Source organism: Arthrobacter sp. MMS24-T111 (assembly GCF_054888995.1).
This window is the reverse complement of sequence record NZ_JBTZRO010000002.1, coordinates 32,075-48,707: the sequence shown is the minus strand read 5'-3', so window position 1 is coordinate 48,707 and position 16,633 is coordinate 32,075. Positions and strand designations below refer to the sequence as shown.

Below are 16,633 nucleotides of genomic sequence, written 5' to 3'. Positions count from 1 at the left end.
GCCAGTCCACTTATCAGGCACTGCAATGGCAGAAGCTGTGGGTGCCTGCGTGCCGGCTGTCCCTGAACAGCCGGCTAAGGTGCCGGCGAGGACGACCGCAGCAGCAGAGCTGCGCGGCGTGTGATGGTGGTCTTCATTGTCACTCCTATGTGTTGGGTTGGGCTCTTCGACGAACCCTGCTGTATGCGGTGAGATTGGCTTCTTGGGCTGTTCAAGGGTGTCTATTGGCGTTACCGGCAGTGCTCGTTATGGTGTGCACCGGGTGCGCCGAACCAGGCAAGTTGTCGTTGTCTGGTCAGTTGTTACGGATGTAAAAAGGTGGTCGGCATCTGTAAGTGCACTGGACCCCGCGTTTTGCAGGCACTTCATGCCGAGCGCACCAGATCCTGAAGGTGGACGGGGTGGCGGGCAGGTTTGCCGGCGGCAAGGCGTTCGATTTCATGCACGGCGAATGCGGTCATGCGATGCAGTTCGGTGCCCATCGACCCGGCTATGTGCGGGGTGAGTTGTACGTTGGGAAGTTCAAACAACGGGTCTCCGGGTTCCAGCGGCTCAGGACTGGTCACATCCAGCACGGCGGTGAGGCGCTGCGCCATCAGTTCCCGTCTCAGGGCGTCGTGGTCAACGAGGTCACCGCGTGCCGTGTTGATCAGGGTTGTCCCGGTGCGCATTGCGGCCAGTTCTTTTTGTCCCACCATCCGCACGGTTTCAGGCAGGACCGGGGCGTGCAGAGAGACGACATCGCTAAGCTTCATCAGTTCTTCAAGCCCGACTTTCCGCACACCCAGTTTCTGCGCTTCCGACTCGGCGATGGTCGGATCGTAGAGCAGCACGCTGAGGTCGAACGGCTTGAGCCGGTCGATGACCAGCCGTCCGATCGTGGACGCGCCCACAATCCCGATGACTTTGTCGTAATTGCCCGTTCCCGGGAACTCGATTTCCCGGTCGATCCGTTCTTGGCGTTCACGGTACAGCTGCGTTGCAGCGAGAACAGATTTACCGGCCAAGAGGATTTGGGCCAGCGTAAATTCGGCGACGGGGACAGCGTTGGCGATCGCAGCAGTGGTCACCCTGATGGGCCGGCTCCAGCAGGCCGGGTCCACATGGTCCTTCACACTGCCTCCTGCGTGGGCGATGAGCCGAAGGCGGGGCATCCGGTCGAGGACCGTTTGATCAATCCTGGGGGAAAACCAGCCTGTCAGCAGAACATCCACGTCCTGAAGCATTGTGTCCGGGACAGCGGTGAAATCGTTGATGACAAGGCTGAAATCACAGTCTGAAACTGCCGTGAGCCGGCGCCTGAGCTTTTCGGAGAACAGGGCATCTCGCAGGTTTCCGTCCTGCATTGCGAGTGCGACCCGTGGACGGGCTGCGGTCCTGTCGGCCTGAGCTGCGGGGATTACCAACGTCATCGCTTGACTACCTTCGAATTTTCCCGGTCAGACCACAACCGGGCGGAGGCGAGAGCCTCCGGCAGCGGTGGGGCTGCCGGATACCAGGCGGCTTCAAGCTCCAGGGTCACGGTTCCGCTGTATCCACGCCTGACCAGAAGATCTCTAAATGCTTCACAGGGCAGTGTTCCATCGCCGATGAGAACGGGGGTCCTGTCCTCAGGAAGGGCCGCATCCTTGATCTGCACGGAACCGAGGCCTTGACTGAGCCAAGGCCCGAGAGCGGCCCACGTTTCCATCAGGGACTCTCCTACCCGCCATGGGTGCATCAGGTCCCACACAACTCCCACCGGCCCATCCACGAGGGCGGCAATGGCGGCGATGTCACGGCCGGTCGGGTGCGAATCGTGAGTTTCAATAACCGGCAGGACACCGAGACGCGCAGCTGTTCCCGCTACGCGAGAGAGCCGGCGTGCAGCACGTTCGTTCACCGTAGCCCGCGCTTCAAGCAACCCCGGCGCGGCCATGTAGCCGCGGTCTTCGGCGGGCGCACCCGGAAAAACGCGAACAAAGGGGGCGCCGAGATCGCTGGCAAGTTCCAGAGTGGCGACCAGTTCACTTTCAATCTGAGCGTCCTGCCCGGCCTGGGCGATGTGGACGTAGCTGGCGAGCCCGGTGAGTTCCACGCCGGCAGCGTCGATCTTGTCCCTCAGTTGCCGGCGACGGGCGGGCTCCATGTCCGTTCCGGCGATCTGCCCATCCCCGACGCGGAGCTCCAGCCCATTGACGCCGGACTCGGTCAGCCAGCGCAGCAGCTGGTCTGCATCGACGTCCGGCGCCCCAAGAGACGAGGCTGATAGTTTCATGTGGCGCTGCTTTCTGGTCTGGTTCCCGGAAGCACAAGACCCCGGGTTCTCAACAATTCGCCCCCAGCCGTGGGTGTGGGCGGCAAAAGTTGCCGACCCGGAACGGGGATAGAAAACTGCGGTCCAAGGCTCAATTTGGAGTGCTGCGGCTGCTTGTGCCGGAACGAAGCGCGCACACCTGTGTGCCATGAAAAGTTCTCCTTGTGGTGCCGTCCTCCGTGGACGACCTCATGAATAAACAGTATGATATCGATATCAGAGGCGCAAGTCACAGTTTGAAATTTCTTATGATGGAATCTGCAAATCCTCCCGGATGCGCAGTATGAGCGATGGGACGTGGATGAAACAGGCCAGCACAGACGCTGGCGCCGCAGCGGTCGGACTTGGACAGACATCCGGGTTTCGGGTTGGCGGCGTTGGTGCCTTCGAAAGGAAGAGGCCCTGATGGCGGACAGCCGTGCGTTGGACTCGTTGCGCCGCGACGCGGATGGGTCTGGTTCGAGGATCCGGATCACCAAAGACCAGAGGAAACCTGTCATTGCTGACGTTGCCAGGCTGGCTGGCGTGTCGGTCCCAACTGTTTCCCGCGTCCTGACTGGGAACATTCCGGTAAGCGAAGAGCGACGGCAGCGGGTGCTCGCAGCCATCGAGGAACTGCAGTTTCGGCCGAGTTCGCTTGCCCGGGCGCTGAAATCTGGTGCACGGAAGATGATTGCCATCCTTGCCGGGAGCACCGAACACTACGGCTACACCCGCACGATCGCCGGTGTAGAACGCGCTGCGCAGGAGGCGGGATACTCGGTCGTCATATCGGCGGTGAAATCTGCAGATCCGGAGGACGCGAAGGCGGCCCTCGCCCCGGTGCTTGAGCAAGAGGTTGCAGGCGCTTTGGTCATTGACTTCGATCCGGCCGGGGCTCAGGTCCTGAGACATCTCCCAGAGGACTTGCCAGCGGTGGCAGCTTCTGGTTTTTCTCAAGGGCAGCCGGGTTTCCCCTATGCCTTCATCGACGAATATGCCGCCGGACTTGAGGTCACCCGACACCTGCTGGGCCTTGGTCACGCCACGGTGCACCACCTAGGATTGTTCCCGCTGTCGCAGTTCTCAGGGCGATACCAAGGGTGGCTGGATGCACTGAAAGAAGCCGGCGTTGAACCCCCACCGGTCCTGCCGGCGAGTCGTTCGCCCAAGACAGGCTATGAACAGGGCCTGAAGATCGCCGACGACAAATCGATCACGGCCGTCTTCTGCTCCAACGACGGACTGGCACACGCGGCGCTGCGGGCCCTGCACGAGCGCGGAGTGCGGGTGCCGGAAGATGTTTCGCTCATGGGTTGGGACAATCAGCCCTTTACAGAATTCACTATTCCAGCCCTCTCCACGGTGGAACCCGGATTTGGCGATGTTGGTGCGCGGGCTTTCGAGCTTCTGCTCAAGAAGATGTCCGGAGATCAAGACGTTTCGGACAGTATCGCCGCGCCTGTGCTCGTCATCCGCGAATCCACTGCCCCGCCGCCCGCCGCCCGCCGGATCTGATTCACAACCCACCTCGCGTCCCATATTGGGGACGCGCCACTTCTGCCTGCCTTCACCCCGGCATGAAGGTCCCGCATGCCTTTGGAGACCCATGTTCAAACTAGACAACCCCGTTCGCCCGTATTCCTGGGGATCGGTTACTGCCATGGCCGACCTCTTCCGCCGGGCGCCTTCAGGTTCCCCCGAAGCCGAGATGTGGATCGGCGCCCATCCTGGCTCCCCCTCACTCGCCGAGGCGCCCGATGGAAGCATCCTCCCACTGGACGAGTTGATCAGCAGCAGCCCGACCGCCCTCCTCGGATCCCAAACCGCGGAGGTCTTCAGCGGTCGGCTGCCCTTTCTGGCCAAAATACTCGCCGCTGGTTCACCGCTGTCCCTTCAGGTTCACCCCAACCTGGAACAGGCACGAGACGGTTTCAAGGCAGAGAACGAGGTTTGGCCTTCCCCTCTCGTCAGAGCATCGAAACTACAAGGACGCACATCACAAACCTGAAATGATCGTCGCGCTGTCGCCCTTCGACGCTCTTTGTGGTTTTCGCTCCCCCGCAGTTGCCCGCGAACTCCTCCTGGAGCTTGGTAGCCACTTCTCACACCGCGGGGCTTCGACGCCGGAACCAATCCGGATCACAGCAGAACTACTCGGCGAAGAGGACACTGGCCTGCGCGAAGGCCTTTCCTACCTTCTTGCCGGTGATCACTTAGTCGCCGAAGCGGTTGCCGCGTCCGTTGAACTGCTCGCGGGACTCCCCTCAGTCAGGGCAGAGTTCAGCGCGCTCGTCGGACTTGGAAGGGCTTATCCCGGAGACCCCGGGGTTCTCATCTCCCTGCTGCTCAATCACGTCTCGCTGCAGCCAGGTGAAGCCATTTACCTGCCTGCCGGAAACGTCCACGCTTACCTTGCTGGTGTGGGCTTCGAGGTGATGGCCTCCTCCGACAACGTCCTAAGGGGCGGCTTAACCTCCAAACACGTCGACGTGGCGGAGTTCCTGAAGACAGTCGACTTCCGCACCATGGACACCCCGAGACTGCAGGCCCAGGAGCCCGCCGCTGGAATCAAACGCTGGGTTCCTCCATTCCGGGAATTTCAGGTGGAGCGGATAGAGGCCAATGCCCAGGCCGGGGCTGTGCCCTTGAACCAGAATGGCCCCGTCCTGGTTCTGGCAATTGAAGGGCAGGGCGACGTCTCCATCCCGGGGCAAGCCTTAAGTTGAGCGCTGGTGAGAGCGCCTTCGTGCCCGCCAATGCCCAATCGCTCACACTGCAGGCTGCCGGCGGGGCAAGCCCGCCCTTCGTCGCGTTCGCTGTCACCGTTGGAAAGGCCGCAGTATGACTGTTCTTGTAGGGCTGGATATTGGGGGCAGCAAAACACACGGAATTCGATTCGTGCGTGGCGAGGCCGCTGCTGAAAGGACAGTCGGCAGCGCCAATGTGCAGAATGTTTCCGCGGAGGCGGCTGGCGCTCAGCTTGAAGAGCTCTTCGCCCAGATCGGCTCTGACGTGACCCACGTAGTAGCAGGCGCAGGCGGCATTGACACCCCTGAGGATGCCCGGGGGCTTGAAGAGCTCATTCGGCCCCTGGTAGGAACTGCGGCGATACACATCGTTCATGACTCCCGCCTTATCCTCGCGGCGGGAGGCTTCGATACAGGGATCGCCGTGATCGCCGGAACCGGATCGGCCGTCTGGGGATGCAATCAGGAAGGCCGCGAGGCGCGCATCGGCGGATGGGGTTACCTCCTCGGAGACGAAGGCAGCGGCTACTGACTCGGACGGGAAGCTGTGCGCCACAGCCTCCGCCGGATGAACAACCGCTTGCCTGTCGATCCTTTGACGGAACTGCTGCTTACCGGATGTGGGCTCAAGGGGCCCGAACAACTGATAGCCCTTTTCCATTCACCGCATCACGGCCGCCATTTTTGGGCGGGACAAGCCAGGCATGTCCTTATGGCCGCAGCCAGAGGCCACGAAGCAAGCACTGCGCTGCTGCAGCAGGCCGGCCGCAGCCTGGCAAGCATGGCAAAGGATGCTGCCGGCCAACTTGGAATACCGGGCCCGGTTGTCCTTGGCGGTGGCATCGGCATGAACGCCGAGCCCGTCCAAGTGGCCTTCACATCGGCACTTGCTGATGCGGGACTCACCGACGTACGCATCCTCACCGCGGAACCCGCCATGGGAGCGCTACGGCTCCTGCAGGCCTAGGATTTGGCAGCATTTTCGCCAGGCTTTGCCCCGGGGAAGGTTTGCCCAGCAAGTGTGTATAGGAACAGGTCTGGTTCCCGCCGCTGGGCGGCAACCAGACCTGCCCGGCTTACAGCTTAGGACGCCGTTGGGCTTAGAAGAGCGGTACTTTAGCGGGATCGGCGAAGTACTGGGGAGGATGGGTGAACGTGGTGTTCTCGAACGTTGGGTAACTCTTCATGAGCAACAAGTCGCTGTCCCTATTGGCGAAGATGCTGTTGATTACCACGCTGCGGTTCACGCCGACCCTTGTAGGGGTCGCCACGCAGGATCTCCGCGACCGCACATTCACGGCCGATCTCACCGACTTCACCCGCCGGCCATCCTGACCAGCAGAAATCCCGGGCCCGGAGGCCACGCCGGCGGCCCTCGTATCTTGCAAGCACCCTTATCCTCATCTACACTGATCGCGACTGACCTGATATCGATATCAGTGAGCGGAGTCACTTTCACGATAGCTGATGTGACAGTGGCCCGACGCCTGACACCACTCCTCCCACCATCGCCCGAACGAAGGGGTTCATCATGAATGACAACGGTGCCTGCTTTCCCACGAGGCGTCAGTTCACAGGGGTCGGAATTACTGCTGCCCTGACCATCCTGGTATCTGCTGGTGTCACAGGGCCAGCGGGAACCGCGGCGGCAGACACCGGTGAGGTGACGCTCACTGAAAGCGTTGGTAAGAACGGTTTCGTGCACCCGGGCATCGGCGTCAGCGCCGCCAACCTGCAGAATGCCAGGAACATGGTCAAGGCGGGGATTGAGCCGTGGAAGAGCCATTATGATGCCATGATCGAAACGCCTTTCGCCGCACGGAACCTGCGTAGCGCAAACGGCAGCAACGTTCAGGACATGCCCGGCAGCACGGCCTTCAACTCGCAAAGCGTCCAAAGCAAGCTCATCAAGGATGCCTTCGGCGCCTACACGCAAGCGCTGCTGTTCTATATCACCGGGGATCCCGTGTACCGGGAGAACGGCATGCGGCTGATCAGGATCTGGAGCAACATGGATCCGTCCAAGTATGCCTACTATCCGGACGCGCACATCCACTCAGGTGTGCCGCTGTACCGGCTGGTGGCGGCGGCCGAGCTGTTCCGTTCCAGCAGCGTCCCGGCCGGCTACATCGCCTACGACCTCGCCTGGAGTGAGCAGGACACGGCCAACCTGGCCGCGAACCTCATCGTGCCGATGACCGAAACCTTCCTGCACACCAACTACCGATACATGAACCAGCATTCGTTCCCGCTCATCGGAGCAATCGCCGGGTACATCTTCACGGAGAACCGCGAACGCTACGTGGAAGCGGTCGAGTGGTACACAGTCAACGCCTCCACGTCCCGGCCGGAGCAGAACGGTTCCATCGCCGCCATGTTCCCGCTAATCGCGGCCAACGATCCGTTGAACAGGTACGGCTACCCCTTCGTCCAGCATCAGGAGATGGGACGCGACCAGGCCCACGCCTGGGACGGCATCAACACCACAGGGGCGCTCGGCCGTTTTTTGACCATCCAGGGCACGAAGGTCGACCCCGTCGCCGGCACGATCTCCACTGCCGCGAATGCCGTGTCGCCCTACGATTTCCTGGATCAGAGGCTGCTCAAAGCAGCCAACGCCTTCTCCGGCTACATGCTTGGCTACGACATCCCCTGGATCGACACGACGGGCGGACCCGGCGCGCTGTCCCCGGCTTACCGTGGACGCACCCTCTACGCGATGGATGAGCTTTACTACGTCTACCGCTACAAGCTAGGCGTGGACGTCGACAAGAAAGCACCCTTCCTCGCCGAACTGCACGCCAACTCCGACGGCCCCAAATTCTATTGGGGCACCGGGCTGCGCAATTTCTGGGACAGCAACCCGGATTACAGCCCGGAATCCTGGCTCTCGCTTCCCGAACAAGTTGCAGGGGTAGTTCCGCGGGTCGCTGCTGACGCGAAAATCCAGGTCGAGACACGCAGTGCGGCGATGGATGCGCGTTCAAAGGTTGTTACCCAGGATGGTCGCACCTTCGTCCGTGTGAACGGGTCTGAGTCCGGCAGTACCATCGCCGTCCGGACGCTTATGTACCTGAGCCGTACCGGCTACAGCCCCGTGGGGATCCTGCTGCGCACCAACGGAGAGGCCCTACTCGCGATCGGCAGGAACCCGGACGCACGGATCGAAGCTGCCACTTCCCAACACCCGTAACCAGTGGCGGTACGTTACCTTTGACGTTGATGCCGAGAAACTGTCCGGGATCGACCTTGGCGGCGAGAACCTCGCCTACCTGACAGTCTTGGGTTCAAGCGTAAACGTCGACTTCGACCACGTCTCACTGGAGGCAAAAACCCAGCTCACGATCCCGCAGTTCCCCGCCGGCACAAAGACACCGCTCATCGGACTGGCTGGAGCGGAACTCAACCGCTCCCTCGCCGCTACAGACGCGGCGGGAGAGGTCCTGCGCTACACAGCATCAGGCCTACCCGCGGGAGCGCGCCTGCACCGTGAAACCGGTGTACTGGCCTGGAAGCCCAGTGTCGGTGATGTCGGAAGCCGCACCCTGCAGGTCACCGCAGACGACGGAACAACCCTCGCCGGCCGCCCGGCAACCGTCCTGGTTGCGGCAGACCGCCAGTCTGCCTTCGACGCAGCGCTGACGGGTTATGAACCTGAGTCAGAGTATGTGACAGCTTCGCTTGCCGCCTTCACCGCGATAAAAGACGAGGTGCACGCATCAATAGGCGCCGCAGGAGACAGCCAGTACCTGGAGCAGCTTGTCCGGCTCCAGAATGCCGTCCAAGCGCTCCAGCTGCTTACCCCGCGGTTGGCGGACGGATCCATCGACTACCGCGGGCTCGTCGCAACGAATCCCGCTACCGTGCAGCCGCTCAACCTGGTGGATGGCGACTTCAACACCTTCACAGGTGACCTTCGAGCTCCCTTCACCCTCGACTTCGGTCCCGGCTTCCGGGTCTCGGCTGAAGCGATCGGACTGCAGGCAAGGTACAACTTCGCCAACCGCTCCGAGGGCGCGAATGTATACGGATCCCAGGATGCAAGCACGTGGACGCTCCTGACCGAACGACCCACGACGAACACCACCGAGTCCAACTTCGCCATGGAAACTATTCCGGTCCGCGCAGAGGCTCGCGGGCAGCTGTTCCGGTACCTCAAAGTGCAGGTGGACAGTCCTGGCGTGCCGACAGATCCTGCCTACCCGGGTATCTCCTCGTTCAGTGAACTCCGCATCCACGGCAAACGCCATCAGTAACTCGGGACGAAAGAGCGTCCTGGTATACAAATGCGGAGGGCGTCCCCAACGGGGGGGCGCCCTCCGCGTCAATGAGATGTACACCCCAACCGGACGTCAGGCAGGAACGAAATGTGCGTCTGGATAGGGTTCAATCCAGCTCTCTCAGACAGGTCGCCCGCAGAGTCCTAGGCCCTAATCTGACGATTCGCATATGGACGGCGGCGCAAACAAAGCCATGGAATCGCCCGCCACCAGCTCTCCGGCGCAGCGCAACGGATTTCCTGCAGCGCCCGCACAACTCGCTGGATGGAAGCCGCAGGGCCAATGGTCACCGAGGGCGACTGCTGGCTGCGGCTCATGAAGCCGGATGGGACCAACGAGACCGCAAACCGAAACGACCGGCCGGGCAACCGAACGGCGAGGCTAACACCCGCCCTGAGGAACTGGACAGACAACAACTGGGGGCCGTATCCCGAAACCCACGGCACCCCATCGCGGCGACCGCCAGGCGTTTTGCTAGAGAGCGGCCAAGAGGCTTCGGGCGGAGTCGAGGTATGCCGTTTCAGCATCCTCTCCGGCCAGGGCGGACTGGATGGCGCAGCCCTGGATCAGCCCCATGACTGCCGGGGCGAGACGGCGGGCCTGTAATTCCGCGTCTTCGGAGGGGCGAGCGGCCAGAGATCAACGCACGGCCAGACAACTATCCCTTTTCTTTGGTCTGGGCGGCCGTTTAGAGGCATTAGAAACGCAGGTGGACAGCAGTGACCAGCGGGGACAGCTTCTGGGAAGTATTAGCAGGTGGAAGGGGGTGTTGGTATCGTGGGGAGGCCGCGTGGGCGGCCCTGCTCATAGGAGTACGAATGTCAGAGGATCGTGTCTCGTACGGCTTTCCGCTTCCTGAAGGTGAGGTGTGCCCGACGGGGACGTTCAGGCTGTCGCTGGTGACCGGCCGGTGCGAGTGGTCCGACGGGCTGTACCGCATCCACGGCTACACCAGGGGGCAGGTCGTTCCCACCGTTGAGCTCGTACTCGCCCACAAGCACCCCGATGACCGGGACGCGGCTTGCCAACTCATCCAAACCCTCGCCCGGGCTGGCGGACAGGGCTCCAATTTCCACCGCATCATCGATGGCAGGGGCCGTGAACGCCGCGTCCTGACCGTCGCCGAAGCCGACCGGGACGGGACCGGGAACGTGGCCGGCATCCACGGCCTCACTATCGATCTGACCAGGGCGCTGGCCATCGAGACCGGCCACGCCGCAACCGCCGCCCTCGTCAACGCCTACGCCACCCGCAGTGTTATCGAACAAGCCAAGGGCATCCTCATGGGCTATTTCAACATCGGCGCGGCCGAGGCCTTTGACCGGCTCACCGGACAGAGCCAACACACCAACATCAAAGTCTCCGCCCTCGCCGGCCATCTTGTCGCCGCCGCGGACCGGGGACGCCTCCACTGCGTCCTGGACAACTGGGCGGCCCCGCAGGCACCATGGCAGCACGGCCGCGCACCCAGCCAGTGACCTACGAGTGAGGTTCGGGCGGGTCTGTGGCCCCCCTTTTCCGTACCGGCGAGACATTCAGGGACGCACCTTCCATTCAGGCCCGGCTGCGGCACGCCTGCAGGTATTTGATCGCGGCAGCGTCAGAATTCCCGGGGCGTTGTCGACGCGGTGTACCGGCCGCGATGGCGTCCGGTGGTTACAGGGCGCCCAGGGGCCTGAAGGACGTGGTGTTCACGCGGCAATTAGGTAAGCGGCACGCAGGGGTCGGGACTGCAGGTTTTAGGGCGTCGAGCGCCGTTTCCGGACGATGGTGGCGGCGGCTATCAGCAGGGCGGCCGTACTCAGGCCTATTTGGGCTGCCTGCTGGCCGTAGGGTTCGGCGCCGGTGAAGTACATCAGGGCCAGGACGGGGGCGATAACGGCGAACTCGTAGCGCCGGCTCAGCACAACGAACGGCAGCAGGAGCAGGGCGTACCACGGGTAGCCGGGCGAGACGAGGAGCAGTGTCGCCCCGACCATGAACACTTGCCCGTCCCAAGGCCGGGCGGTGTCCGTGGTCCGCCAGTCGTAGACGGCTAGACCGAGCAGCAGGAGCAGCGCTGTCGGCGCAGCCCAGCTGGCCGGGAGCAGGAAGCTTAACAGTGTAAAGCGCGGGCTGTTCTGCCCGTCGTACCCCTCGGACCGGAGATATTCGGGCAGGTAGCCCAGCACTGTCCAGCCGCTGGCGATGACGTACGGAATATATGTCACCACGAAGGTCGCCGCCGCCGTAGCGACAAAGCCGATCGGGCGTCGGTAGAGCAGGGCGGGGGCGCTGATGGCCGGAATCAGTTTCGTGGCTACCGCCGCTCCGAACGCCACACCGGACCAGCGCGAATGACCGCTGACCAGCAGCAGGGCGGCGGCGAGGGTGAGGGCGGCACCGAGCGTGTCAACGTGGGCGCCGTTGATGCCATCGATGGCCACCAGCGGTGACCACCCCCACCACACGGCCTGGTGCGCGTGCCGGCCGGTACGGTGCAGGAAAATCAGCAGCAGTGCGGTCACCGCCAGGCTCAGCAGCAGACCGGCAAGCTGGAAGGCGATGAACGGCACCTCGGCGTCCGCGGCGAGTCGGACGGTGAGGAAGTACAGTTCCCCCGCCGCCGGGTAGACGGTGGGAACCGCAGGACGGTTGATGGCTGTGCACAGCGTGGTGCCACCGGGCAGGTTCGTGGTGGTTTCCGTGCCGGTGGGAAAGGGGTTCGTGTGGCACGTTCCGTCCGGGTCGGGGTCCTGAAACAGCCATTGTGGCCGCAACGTCCGGAGCGCCTCATCGGCGGGTACATAGCGGTAGGGGGAAATCCCCGCCTTCTGGACGATGCCGTCCCAGGCGTAGCGGGCGGAGTCATTGCTTGTGGCGGGCGGGGCAGACATCGCCGCGACACCCAGCATCACCGACCCCAGCAGCACGACGGTGGCTCCATGCCGGGCCGGGATCCGCCGCGCCGCCAGGGCCGCCGGCACAAAGAGTGCCCAGGCCGCGACCGTCCCAACCGGTGACACCCACTCCGCTTCGGGGTCGCTCATCACCATCCACCTGAGAGCACCGGCAAGGAACACCACCAGCCCCAGCGATGCCAGGACCGCGACCGGATGCGGCCGCACGTTTGCCGCCGGAGGGTCCTCCGCCTGTCTAGGGCGTCCCAGTGCCATGTCCTGGGCGGCTTGTCGGTTCGTTCACTCCCTGATCGTGCACCATGAAAAGGCCTGCGATCGATGAAATCACCGGAGCGTTCTGGTTTCGTAAGCTCTGGCCCGGGACTGTACGGGGATCCCGCTGGTCTGATGTGGGTATGGATAGATTGACCACCATGCTGCACGTGCGCATGGACGCGGTGAACGAACGCTTCTCCTCCCCGTTGCGCAGCAAACGGCTAACCGTGGTGCTGGGCCGCTGGCTCGGCGCGGCATTCACCGTGTGCTTTCTGACCGGGCTGTACAGCCACCTCCTGCAGGATCCCCCGGGTTGGATGGCTTTCCCGGGCCGTCCTGTGTGGCTGTATGCGGCCACCCAGGGCGTCCACGTCACGGCCGGAATCGCCTCCATCCCGCTGCTGGCGGCGAAGTTGTGGTCCGTGTTCCCGGAACTGTTGCGGTGGCCGCCGCTGAAGTCCGTGATTCACGGCCTTGAGCGGGCCTCGATTGCCTTGTTCGTAGCATCCTCCCTGGTCGAAGTCACCATCGGTCTACTCAACACGTTCCAGTGGTACCCATGGCCGTTCTCCTTCAGGGATGTCCATTATTGGCTGGGCTGGGTGGTCATCGGGTCACTGGCGCTGCACATTGCGGTGAAGCTGCCGCTGATTCGGGCGCACTGGAGCCGGCGTTCCGCTAATGCGGTCGAAGCGGCACTGCTTCAGGAAGCGCTTCCTGCCGCGGTCACGACCGGCCCACGGCCGGGCTGGAACCGCAGGGGGTTCCTGCTGGCGATCACCGCAGCTACCGGCGTTGTCGTTTTGACGACGGCGGGCCAGTCGTTCTCGTGGTTGGCGGGTCTGAACCTTTTCGCTCCGCGCAGGATGGATGCCGGTCCGCACGGGCTGCCGGTCAACAGGACTGCGGCCGAGGCCGGTGTCCAGGACGCCGCCCTGGCCACCGACTGGGCGCTGACGGTCGCGTCGGGATCGGCGCAAAGGACGTTCACTCTGGCCCAACTAAGCGCCTTGCCGCAGTACAGCTACGGACTGCCGATAGCCTGCGTGGAGGGATGGAGTCAGGACGCCCAATGGCGCGGGGTCCGGATACGGGACCTGCTCGCCACGGTGGGCGCGCCAGCGGATTCAGAGCTCCAGATTTCCAGTTTGGAGCGGGGCGGGGTCTACGGGCGCTCCTTCATGCCGGCCGCATACAGCCAGGATGAGCAGACATTGCTCGCGGTCGAACTCAACGGCATGCCGCTGGACCTCGACCACGGGTATCCGGCACGCATCATCGCCCCCGGCCGGCCAGGGGTTCTGCAGACCAAATGGGTGCACAAGGTTGAGGTGATCTGATGCGGCTCATTCGTCCGAAGCGAACGGCTGGCCGCGGAAGGCAATGGTGGGTCCGGGCCGTGCTCGGCGCCGCGGGCCTGGCGGCGATGGGGTACGCCCTGGTCGGATTACTGACCAATGTTCCACCAGCCCAGCTGATCGGCGTCGCGTCCTGGCTGGCCGCGGCATTGGTGGTGCACGACGGTGTGCTGGTTCCGTTGACAACGCTGGCCGGCGGTGGATTGTCGCGGCTGACGTACGGGCTGCGGCCCGCCGAACGCGGGATAGTCCGGGGGGCCCTGCTCGTGGGGGCCGTGGTGACCCTCGTCGCGGCCCCGCTGATCCGCGCCCAACAGGTGCTGCAGCCAACCGGTCCGGGAAGCGGCGTCAATGACACGGTCCTGCAGGGCGACTATGGGCAGGCCTTAGGCGCCGTTTGGTTGGCTCTTGCTGTGGCCACCGCGGGGGCCCTGGCGGTGTTAAGACTCTATTCCCGGCGCTCGAGCGTCAAAAAGACCCGTCCCTGAACAGCCCGGGTCGCGACGACTCTCAGCCCCGCCCGGGCTGCATAGTCTGCCAACGCTGCAGCGCCGGCCCGCGCCCAGGGAAAAGCGGCGCTGACCCGCCCGGCGCTGTCCTCCAGCACCGCCAGGTAGGCCACATCGAGTGACTCATTCGTTTCAGCTTCTGCCAGTGCCTGCCCGCCTGGCGCCAGTAACGAGGCAATGCGCTCGAGCAGGACCTGGATGTTTCCGCCGATGCCGATGTTGCCATCCAGCAGCAGCGCCGAAGCCCAGGCGCCCTCGTGCGGGACCGGCTGAAATATCGAGCCATGGACGGCCGCGACGCCCCGGTTGATGGCCTGCCGCACGGCAGGAGCGCTGATATCAATGCCCATCGCCATCAAGCCCAGCTCGCGGGCAGCGACCAGCATCCGGCCGGGGCCGCAACCGATATCAAGAACCGGCCCGCGCAGTGCTCGCAACAACTCGCGTTCCCCGGCCGTAGCGCGGACAGACCAGGCGGTGACGCTGAAACGGACAGTCCCAACCCGTTCCGTGACGGACCGGTCCGGACGGAGGGTCAAGTTCCCCGTCCCCTTGACCAGGCTGCCGGCGTAGGGCTCGTGTCCGCCCTGGCCGAAGAAACCCGGCGGGATGCGGCCGCCTGATGGTATGACCGCCCATCCCCGGGTGCTCCCGGCCGCTGTCGGGGTGCTCATGAGATGGCCGGCGCTCTCGTGGGTGTGTTCACCGGCCCGGAAACCCGCGCCTGTGACCCGGGCAGCCTCCGGGTCAGACGCTCAACGGCCCGGGCAAACGGAGTGCCCGGGCATTCCCGGGCGGCGGCCAGCGCATCGGCAAAGTGATCGACATCCCGCAGGGTCGGCAGCAGCCCCAGTACCAGGCCGGCGGCGGTGATCCGGGCCGCCTGCTGGGCCCCGGTTTCCGGGGTGGACATTTTCACGCCCTCGATCAGGTCGGGGTCAGGCTGCTGCAGGGCCAGCGCCCAAAACCCGCCGTCGGACGCGGGCCCGATCCAGCTGTCATGGGAGGGTACTGGGAGCGACCAGTCCGCCAACAGCGCAGCGAGCGGCGCACGCGACAGGTGAGGGGTGTCCATGCCCAGAATCAGCAACGGTCCGGTAACCTCCGAACAGATGGCCGCCAGCCGTTGGTCCAGCCGCCCGGGGCTCTGGGCCACGAGGTCAAAACCCGCGGCGTCCCGGGGGTGCGGTGTCCCGTCGAACACGAGCACGCGCCTGGTCGCGGGCAGGGACCGTACGCACTGCAGCGACTGACTGAGGCTTACCTGGGCCAGGGCTGCGGCCTGCCCCGGAGTCAGCGGAGGAGTCAGGCGCGTCTTGACCTGGCCCGGAACGCATTCCTTGGCGATGACGGCGATGCTAAGGTTCATCGCCGGGCTCCGCGGGGGCCCGCCGACGGCCCCTCCGCTGGCGGCACGTCCCCGGACGGGTCGGCGGATCGCGACGCTGGAGCCCGGCGGGATGCGGCGTTCAGTTGTGCCTGCATGTCCCTCAGGGCCTTTATGGTTCCCCGGAGGGTTCCGGTGACCTTTGACTTGCCCAGGCGCGGGACATAGCTGACAGGGATCTCGGTTACGCGCCAGCCGTCGTGGTGTGCTTTGAGGAACATTTCCAGGGGGTAACCACTGCGGCGGTCGGTGAGGTCCAGCTCCAGAAGCGCGCTGCGCCGGGCCAGGCGAAGCGGGCCAAGGTCTGTGATGGGGACCCCCGTCAGCCGGCGCAGGCGTCGGCTCAGTGCGACGTTGGCCAGCCGGGCATGGATCGGCCATGCGCCCGGGAGCGCTTGCCGTGCGCCCAGGACCAGGTCGGCGCGCCCGCTGCGCACAAGGGTCAGCATGGGGCCCAGTTGGGCTGGGTCCAGGGAAGCGTCGCAATCGCAGAAGGCCACAAATTCGGCAGTGGCGGCCAATAGACCCGCATGGGCCGCGGCCCCGAACCCGCGCCTGGGTTCCCGGATGACGGTGGCACCGAGGCTGGCGGCCAGCCGCCCGGAGCCATCGGTGGACCCGTTGTCGACCACGATTGCCCGGTACTGAGGGGGCAGTGCCGCCAAAACCAGGGGGAGGGCCGAACGCTCATTGAGGCAGGGCAGCACAACGTCCACCACAGCGACGGGCCCGGGACCGGCCGGCTGGTCCGGTCGGCTGGCACCGGTTCCGCCGCGCCGACGGCTCTGCGTGTTCTTCACTCCTTGACCGTAAGGTCCGGCGCCGCGGCAGGGCAGGTGCAAATCCTTACGGAACGGGGACGTTTGGGCTCCGGAACCGGGAGCAGACCCATGGGAGTGAAGTCGAACCTATGCTGGGG

17 protein-coding genes are annotated in these 16,633 nt (G+C 64.2%); 11 read left to right on the top strand and 6 right to left on the bottom strand.

What is annotated here, in order from left to right; translation table 11 throughout:
* Positions 1-365: 365 nt before the first annotated feature.
* Together ACX5I6_RS20175 and ACX5I6_RS20170 are read right to left on the bottom strand one after the other, a co-directional pair.
* Entirely contained in the window at positions 366-1,412 is a 1,047-nt protein-coding gene (locus tag ACX5I6_RS20175; RefSeq protein WP_461841810.1) for a hydroxyacid dehydrogenase, read from the bottom strand.
* Positions 1,409-2,257, bottom strand: a complete 849-nt coding sequence (locus tag ACX5I6_RS20170) for a sugar phosphate isomerase/epimerase family protein (RefSeq protein WP_461841809.1) — start codon at positions 2,255-2,257, stop codon at positions 1,409-1,411. The genes ACX5I6_RS20175 and ACX5I6_RS20170 overlap by 4 nt, the downstream gene beginning before the upstream one ends.
* A 444-nt stretch (positions 2,258-2,701) precedes the next feature.
* Here ACX5I6_RS20170 and ACX5I6_RS20165 point away from each other — a divergent pair, with 444 nt between their 5' ends.
* From ACX5I6_RS20165 to ACX5I6_RS20125, 9 genes are all read left to right on the top strand, one after another.
* Positions 2,702-3,793, top strand: coding sequence for a LacI family DNA-binding transcriptional regulator (locus ACX5I6_RS20165; RefSeq protein ID WP_461841808.1), 1,092 nt, complete (start codon positions 2,702-2,704; stop codon positions 3,791-3,793).
* 91 nt (positions 3,794-3,884) lie between these two features.
* Complete coding sequence (locus tag ACX5I6_RS20160) at positions 3,885-4,286, top strand: type I phosphomannose isomerase catalytic subunit (RefSeq protein ID WP_461841807.1); 402 nt, start codon at positions 3,885-3,887, stop codon at positions 4,284-4,286.
* Between the two features lies 1 nt (position 4,287).
* A complete protein-coding gene (locus ACX5I6_RS20155) occupies positions 4,288-5,004 on the top strand; it encodes a hypothetical protein (RefSeq protein ID WP_461841806.1) in 717 nt (238 codons plus the stop codon).
* Positions 5,005-5,119: 115 nt separating this feature from the next.
* Positions 5,120-5,557: a BadF/BadG/BcrA/BcrD ATPase family protein gene (locus ACX5I6_RS20150; protein ID WP_461841805.1), complete on the top strand. Its 438-nt coding sequence runs from the start codon at positions 5,120-5,122 to the stop codon at positions 5,555-5,557.
* A 180-nt stretch (positions 5,558-5,737) separates the two neighbouring features.
* Complete coding sequence (locus tag ACX5I6_RS20145; protein ID WP_461841804.1) at positions 5,738-5,992, top strand: hypothetical protein; 255 nt, start codon at positions 5,738-5,740, stop codon at positions 5,990-5,992.
* A gap of 218 nt (positions 5,993-6,210) precedes the next feature.
* On the top strand, positions 6,211-6,360 hold the full coding sequence (locus ACX5I6_RS20140; RefSeq protein WP_461841803.1) for a hypothetical protein: 150 nt from the start codon (positions 6,211-6,213) through the stop codon (positions 6,358-6,360).
* A gap of 196 nt (positions 6,361-6,556) precedes the next feature.
* Positions 6,557-8,218, top strand: a complete 1,662-nt coding sequence (locus ACX5I6_RS20135) for a hypothetical protein (protein ID WP_461841802.1) — start codon at positions 6,557-6,559, stop codon at positions 8,216-8,218.
* 88 nt (positions 8,219-8,306) lie between these two features.
* On the top strand, positions 8,307-9,281 hold the full coding sequence (locus ACX5I6_RS20130; protein ID WP_461841801.1) for a discoidin domain-containing protein: 975 nt from the start codon (positions 8,307-8,309) through the stop codon (positions 9,279-9,281).
* A gap of 842 nt (positions 9,282-10,123) precedes the next feature.
* Positions 10,124-10,783, top strand: a complete 660-nt coding sequence (locus tag ACX5I6_RS20125; RefSeq protein ID WP_461841800.1) for a PAS and ANTAR domain-containing protein — start codon at positions 10,124-10,126, stop codon at positions 10,781-10,783.
* 261 nt (positions 10,784-11,044) lie between these two features.
* On the opposite strand, the gene ACX5I6_RS20120 is transcribed toward ACX5I6_RS20125, so the two are convergent.
* Positions 11,045-12,412, bottom strand: coding sequence for a glycosyltransferase 87 family protein (locus ACX5I6_RS20120; protein ID WP_461841799.1), 1,368 nt, complete (start codon positions 12,410-12,412; stop codon positions 11,045-11,047).
* A gap of 206 nt (positions 12,413-12,618) precedes the next feature.
* Between ACX5I6_RS20120 and ACX5I6_RS20115 the strand changes: the two genes are divergently transcribed.
* Complete coding sequence (locus tag ACX5I6_RS20115) at positions 12,619-13,800, top strand: molybdopterin-dependent oxidoreductase (RefSeq protein ID WP_461841798.1); 1,182 nt, start codon at positions 12,619-12,621, stop codon at positions 13,798-13,800.
* On the top strand, positions 13,800-14,306 hold the full coding sequence (locus ACX5I6_RS20110; protein WP_461841797.1) for a hypothetical protein: 507 nt from the start codon (positions 13,800-13,802) through the stop codon (positions 14,304-14,306). Before ACX5I6_RS20115 ends, ACX5I6_RS20110 begins: the two co-directional genes overlap by 1 nt.
* On the opposite strand, the gene ACX5I6_RS20105 is transcribed toward ACX5I6_RS20110, so the two are convergent.
* The 3 genes from ACX5I6_RS20105 to ACX5I6_RS20095 all read right to left on the bottom strand — a co-directional run bounded on the left by ACX5I6_RS20105 (position 14,267) and on the right by ACX5I6_RS20095 (position 16,514).
* On the bottom strand, positions 14,267-14,767 hold the full coding sequence (locus tag ACX5I6_RS20105) for a methyltransferase domain-containing protein (RefSeq protein WP_461841796.1): 501 nt from the start codon (positions 14,765-14,767) through the stop codon (positions 14,267-14,269). The genes ACX5I6_RS20110 and ACX5I6_RS20105 overlap by 40 nt on opposite strands.
* 230 nt (positions 14,768-14,997) lie before the next feature.
* Positions 14,998-15,696, bottom strand: a complete 699-nt coding sequence (locus ACX5I6_RS20100) for a TIGR04282 family arsenosugar biosynthesis glycosyltransferase (RefSeq protein WP_461841795.1) — start codon at positions 15,694-15,696, stop codon at positions 14,998-15,000.
* Positions 15,693-16,514: a glycosyltransferase family 2 protein gene (locus ACX5I6_RS20095; protein WP_461841794.1), complete on the bottom strand. Its 822-nt coding sequence runs from the start codon at positions 16,512-16,514 to the stop codon at positions 15,693-15,695. Before ACX5I6_RS20095 ends, ACX5I6_RS20100 begins: the two co-directional genes overlap by 4 nt.
* Between the last annotated feature and the right edge of the window lie 119 nt (positions 16,515-16,633).

Excerpts from the sequence above, each read along its gene's own strand:
- ACX5I6_RS20175 (WP_461841810.1), bottom strand. The coding sequence starts at position 1,412 with ATGACGTTGGTAATCCCCGCAGCTCAGGCCGACAGGACCGCAGCCCGT.
- ACX5I6_RS20170 (WP_461841809.1), bottom strand. The coding sequence starts at position 2,257 with ATGAAACTATCAGCCTCGTCTCTTGGGGCGCCGGACGTCGATGCAGAC.
- ACX5I6_RS20165 (WP_461841808.1), top strand. The coding sequence starts at position 2,702 with ATGGCGGACAGCCGTGCGTTGGACTCGTTGCGCCGCGACGCGGATGGG.
- ACX5I6_RS20160 (WP_461841807.1), top strand. The coding sequence starts at position 3,885 with ATGTTCAAACTAGACAACCCCGTTCGCCCGTATTCCTGGGGATCGGTT.
- ACX5I6_RS20155 (WP_461841806.1), top strand. The coding sequence starts at position 4,288 with ATGATCGTCGCGCTGTCGCCCTTCGACGCTCTTTGTGGTTTTCGCTCC.
- ACX5I6_RS20150 (WP_461841805.1), top strand. The coding sequence starts at position 5,120 with ATGACTGTTCTTGTAGGGCTGGATATTGGGGGCAGCAAAACACACGGA.
- ACX5I6_RS20145 (WP_461841804.1), top strand. The coding sequence starts at position 5,738 with ATGGCCGCAGCCAGAGGCCACGAAGCAAGCACTGCGCTGCTGCAGCAG.
- ACX5I6_RS20140 (WP_461841803.1), top strand. The coding sequence starts at position 6,211 with ATGAGCAACAAGTCGCTGTCCCTATTGGCGAAGATGCTGTTGATTACC.
- ACX5I6_RS20135 (WP_461841802.1), top strand. The coding sequence starts at position 6,557 with ATGAATGACAACGGTGCCTGCTTTCCCACGAGGCGTCAGTTCACAGGG.
- ACX5I6_RS20125 (WP_461841800.1), top strand. The coding sequence starts at position 10,124 with ATGTCAGAGGATCGTGTCTCGTACGGCTTTCCGCTTCCTGAAGGTGAG.
- ACX5I6_RS20115 (WP_461841798.1), top strand. The coding sequence starts at position 12,619 with ATGCTGCACGTGCGCATGGACGCGGTGAACGAACGCTTCTCCTCCCCG.
- ACX5I6_RS20110 (WP_461841797.1), top strand. The coding sequence starts at position 13,800 with ATGCGGCTCATTCGTCCGAAGCGAACGGCTGGCCGCGGAAGGCAATGG.
- ACX5I6_RS20100 (WP_461841795.1), bottom strand. The coding sequence starts at position 15,696 with ATGAACCTTAGCATCGCCGTCATCGCCAAGGAATGCGTTCCGGGCCAG.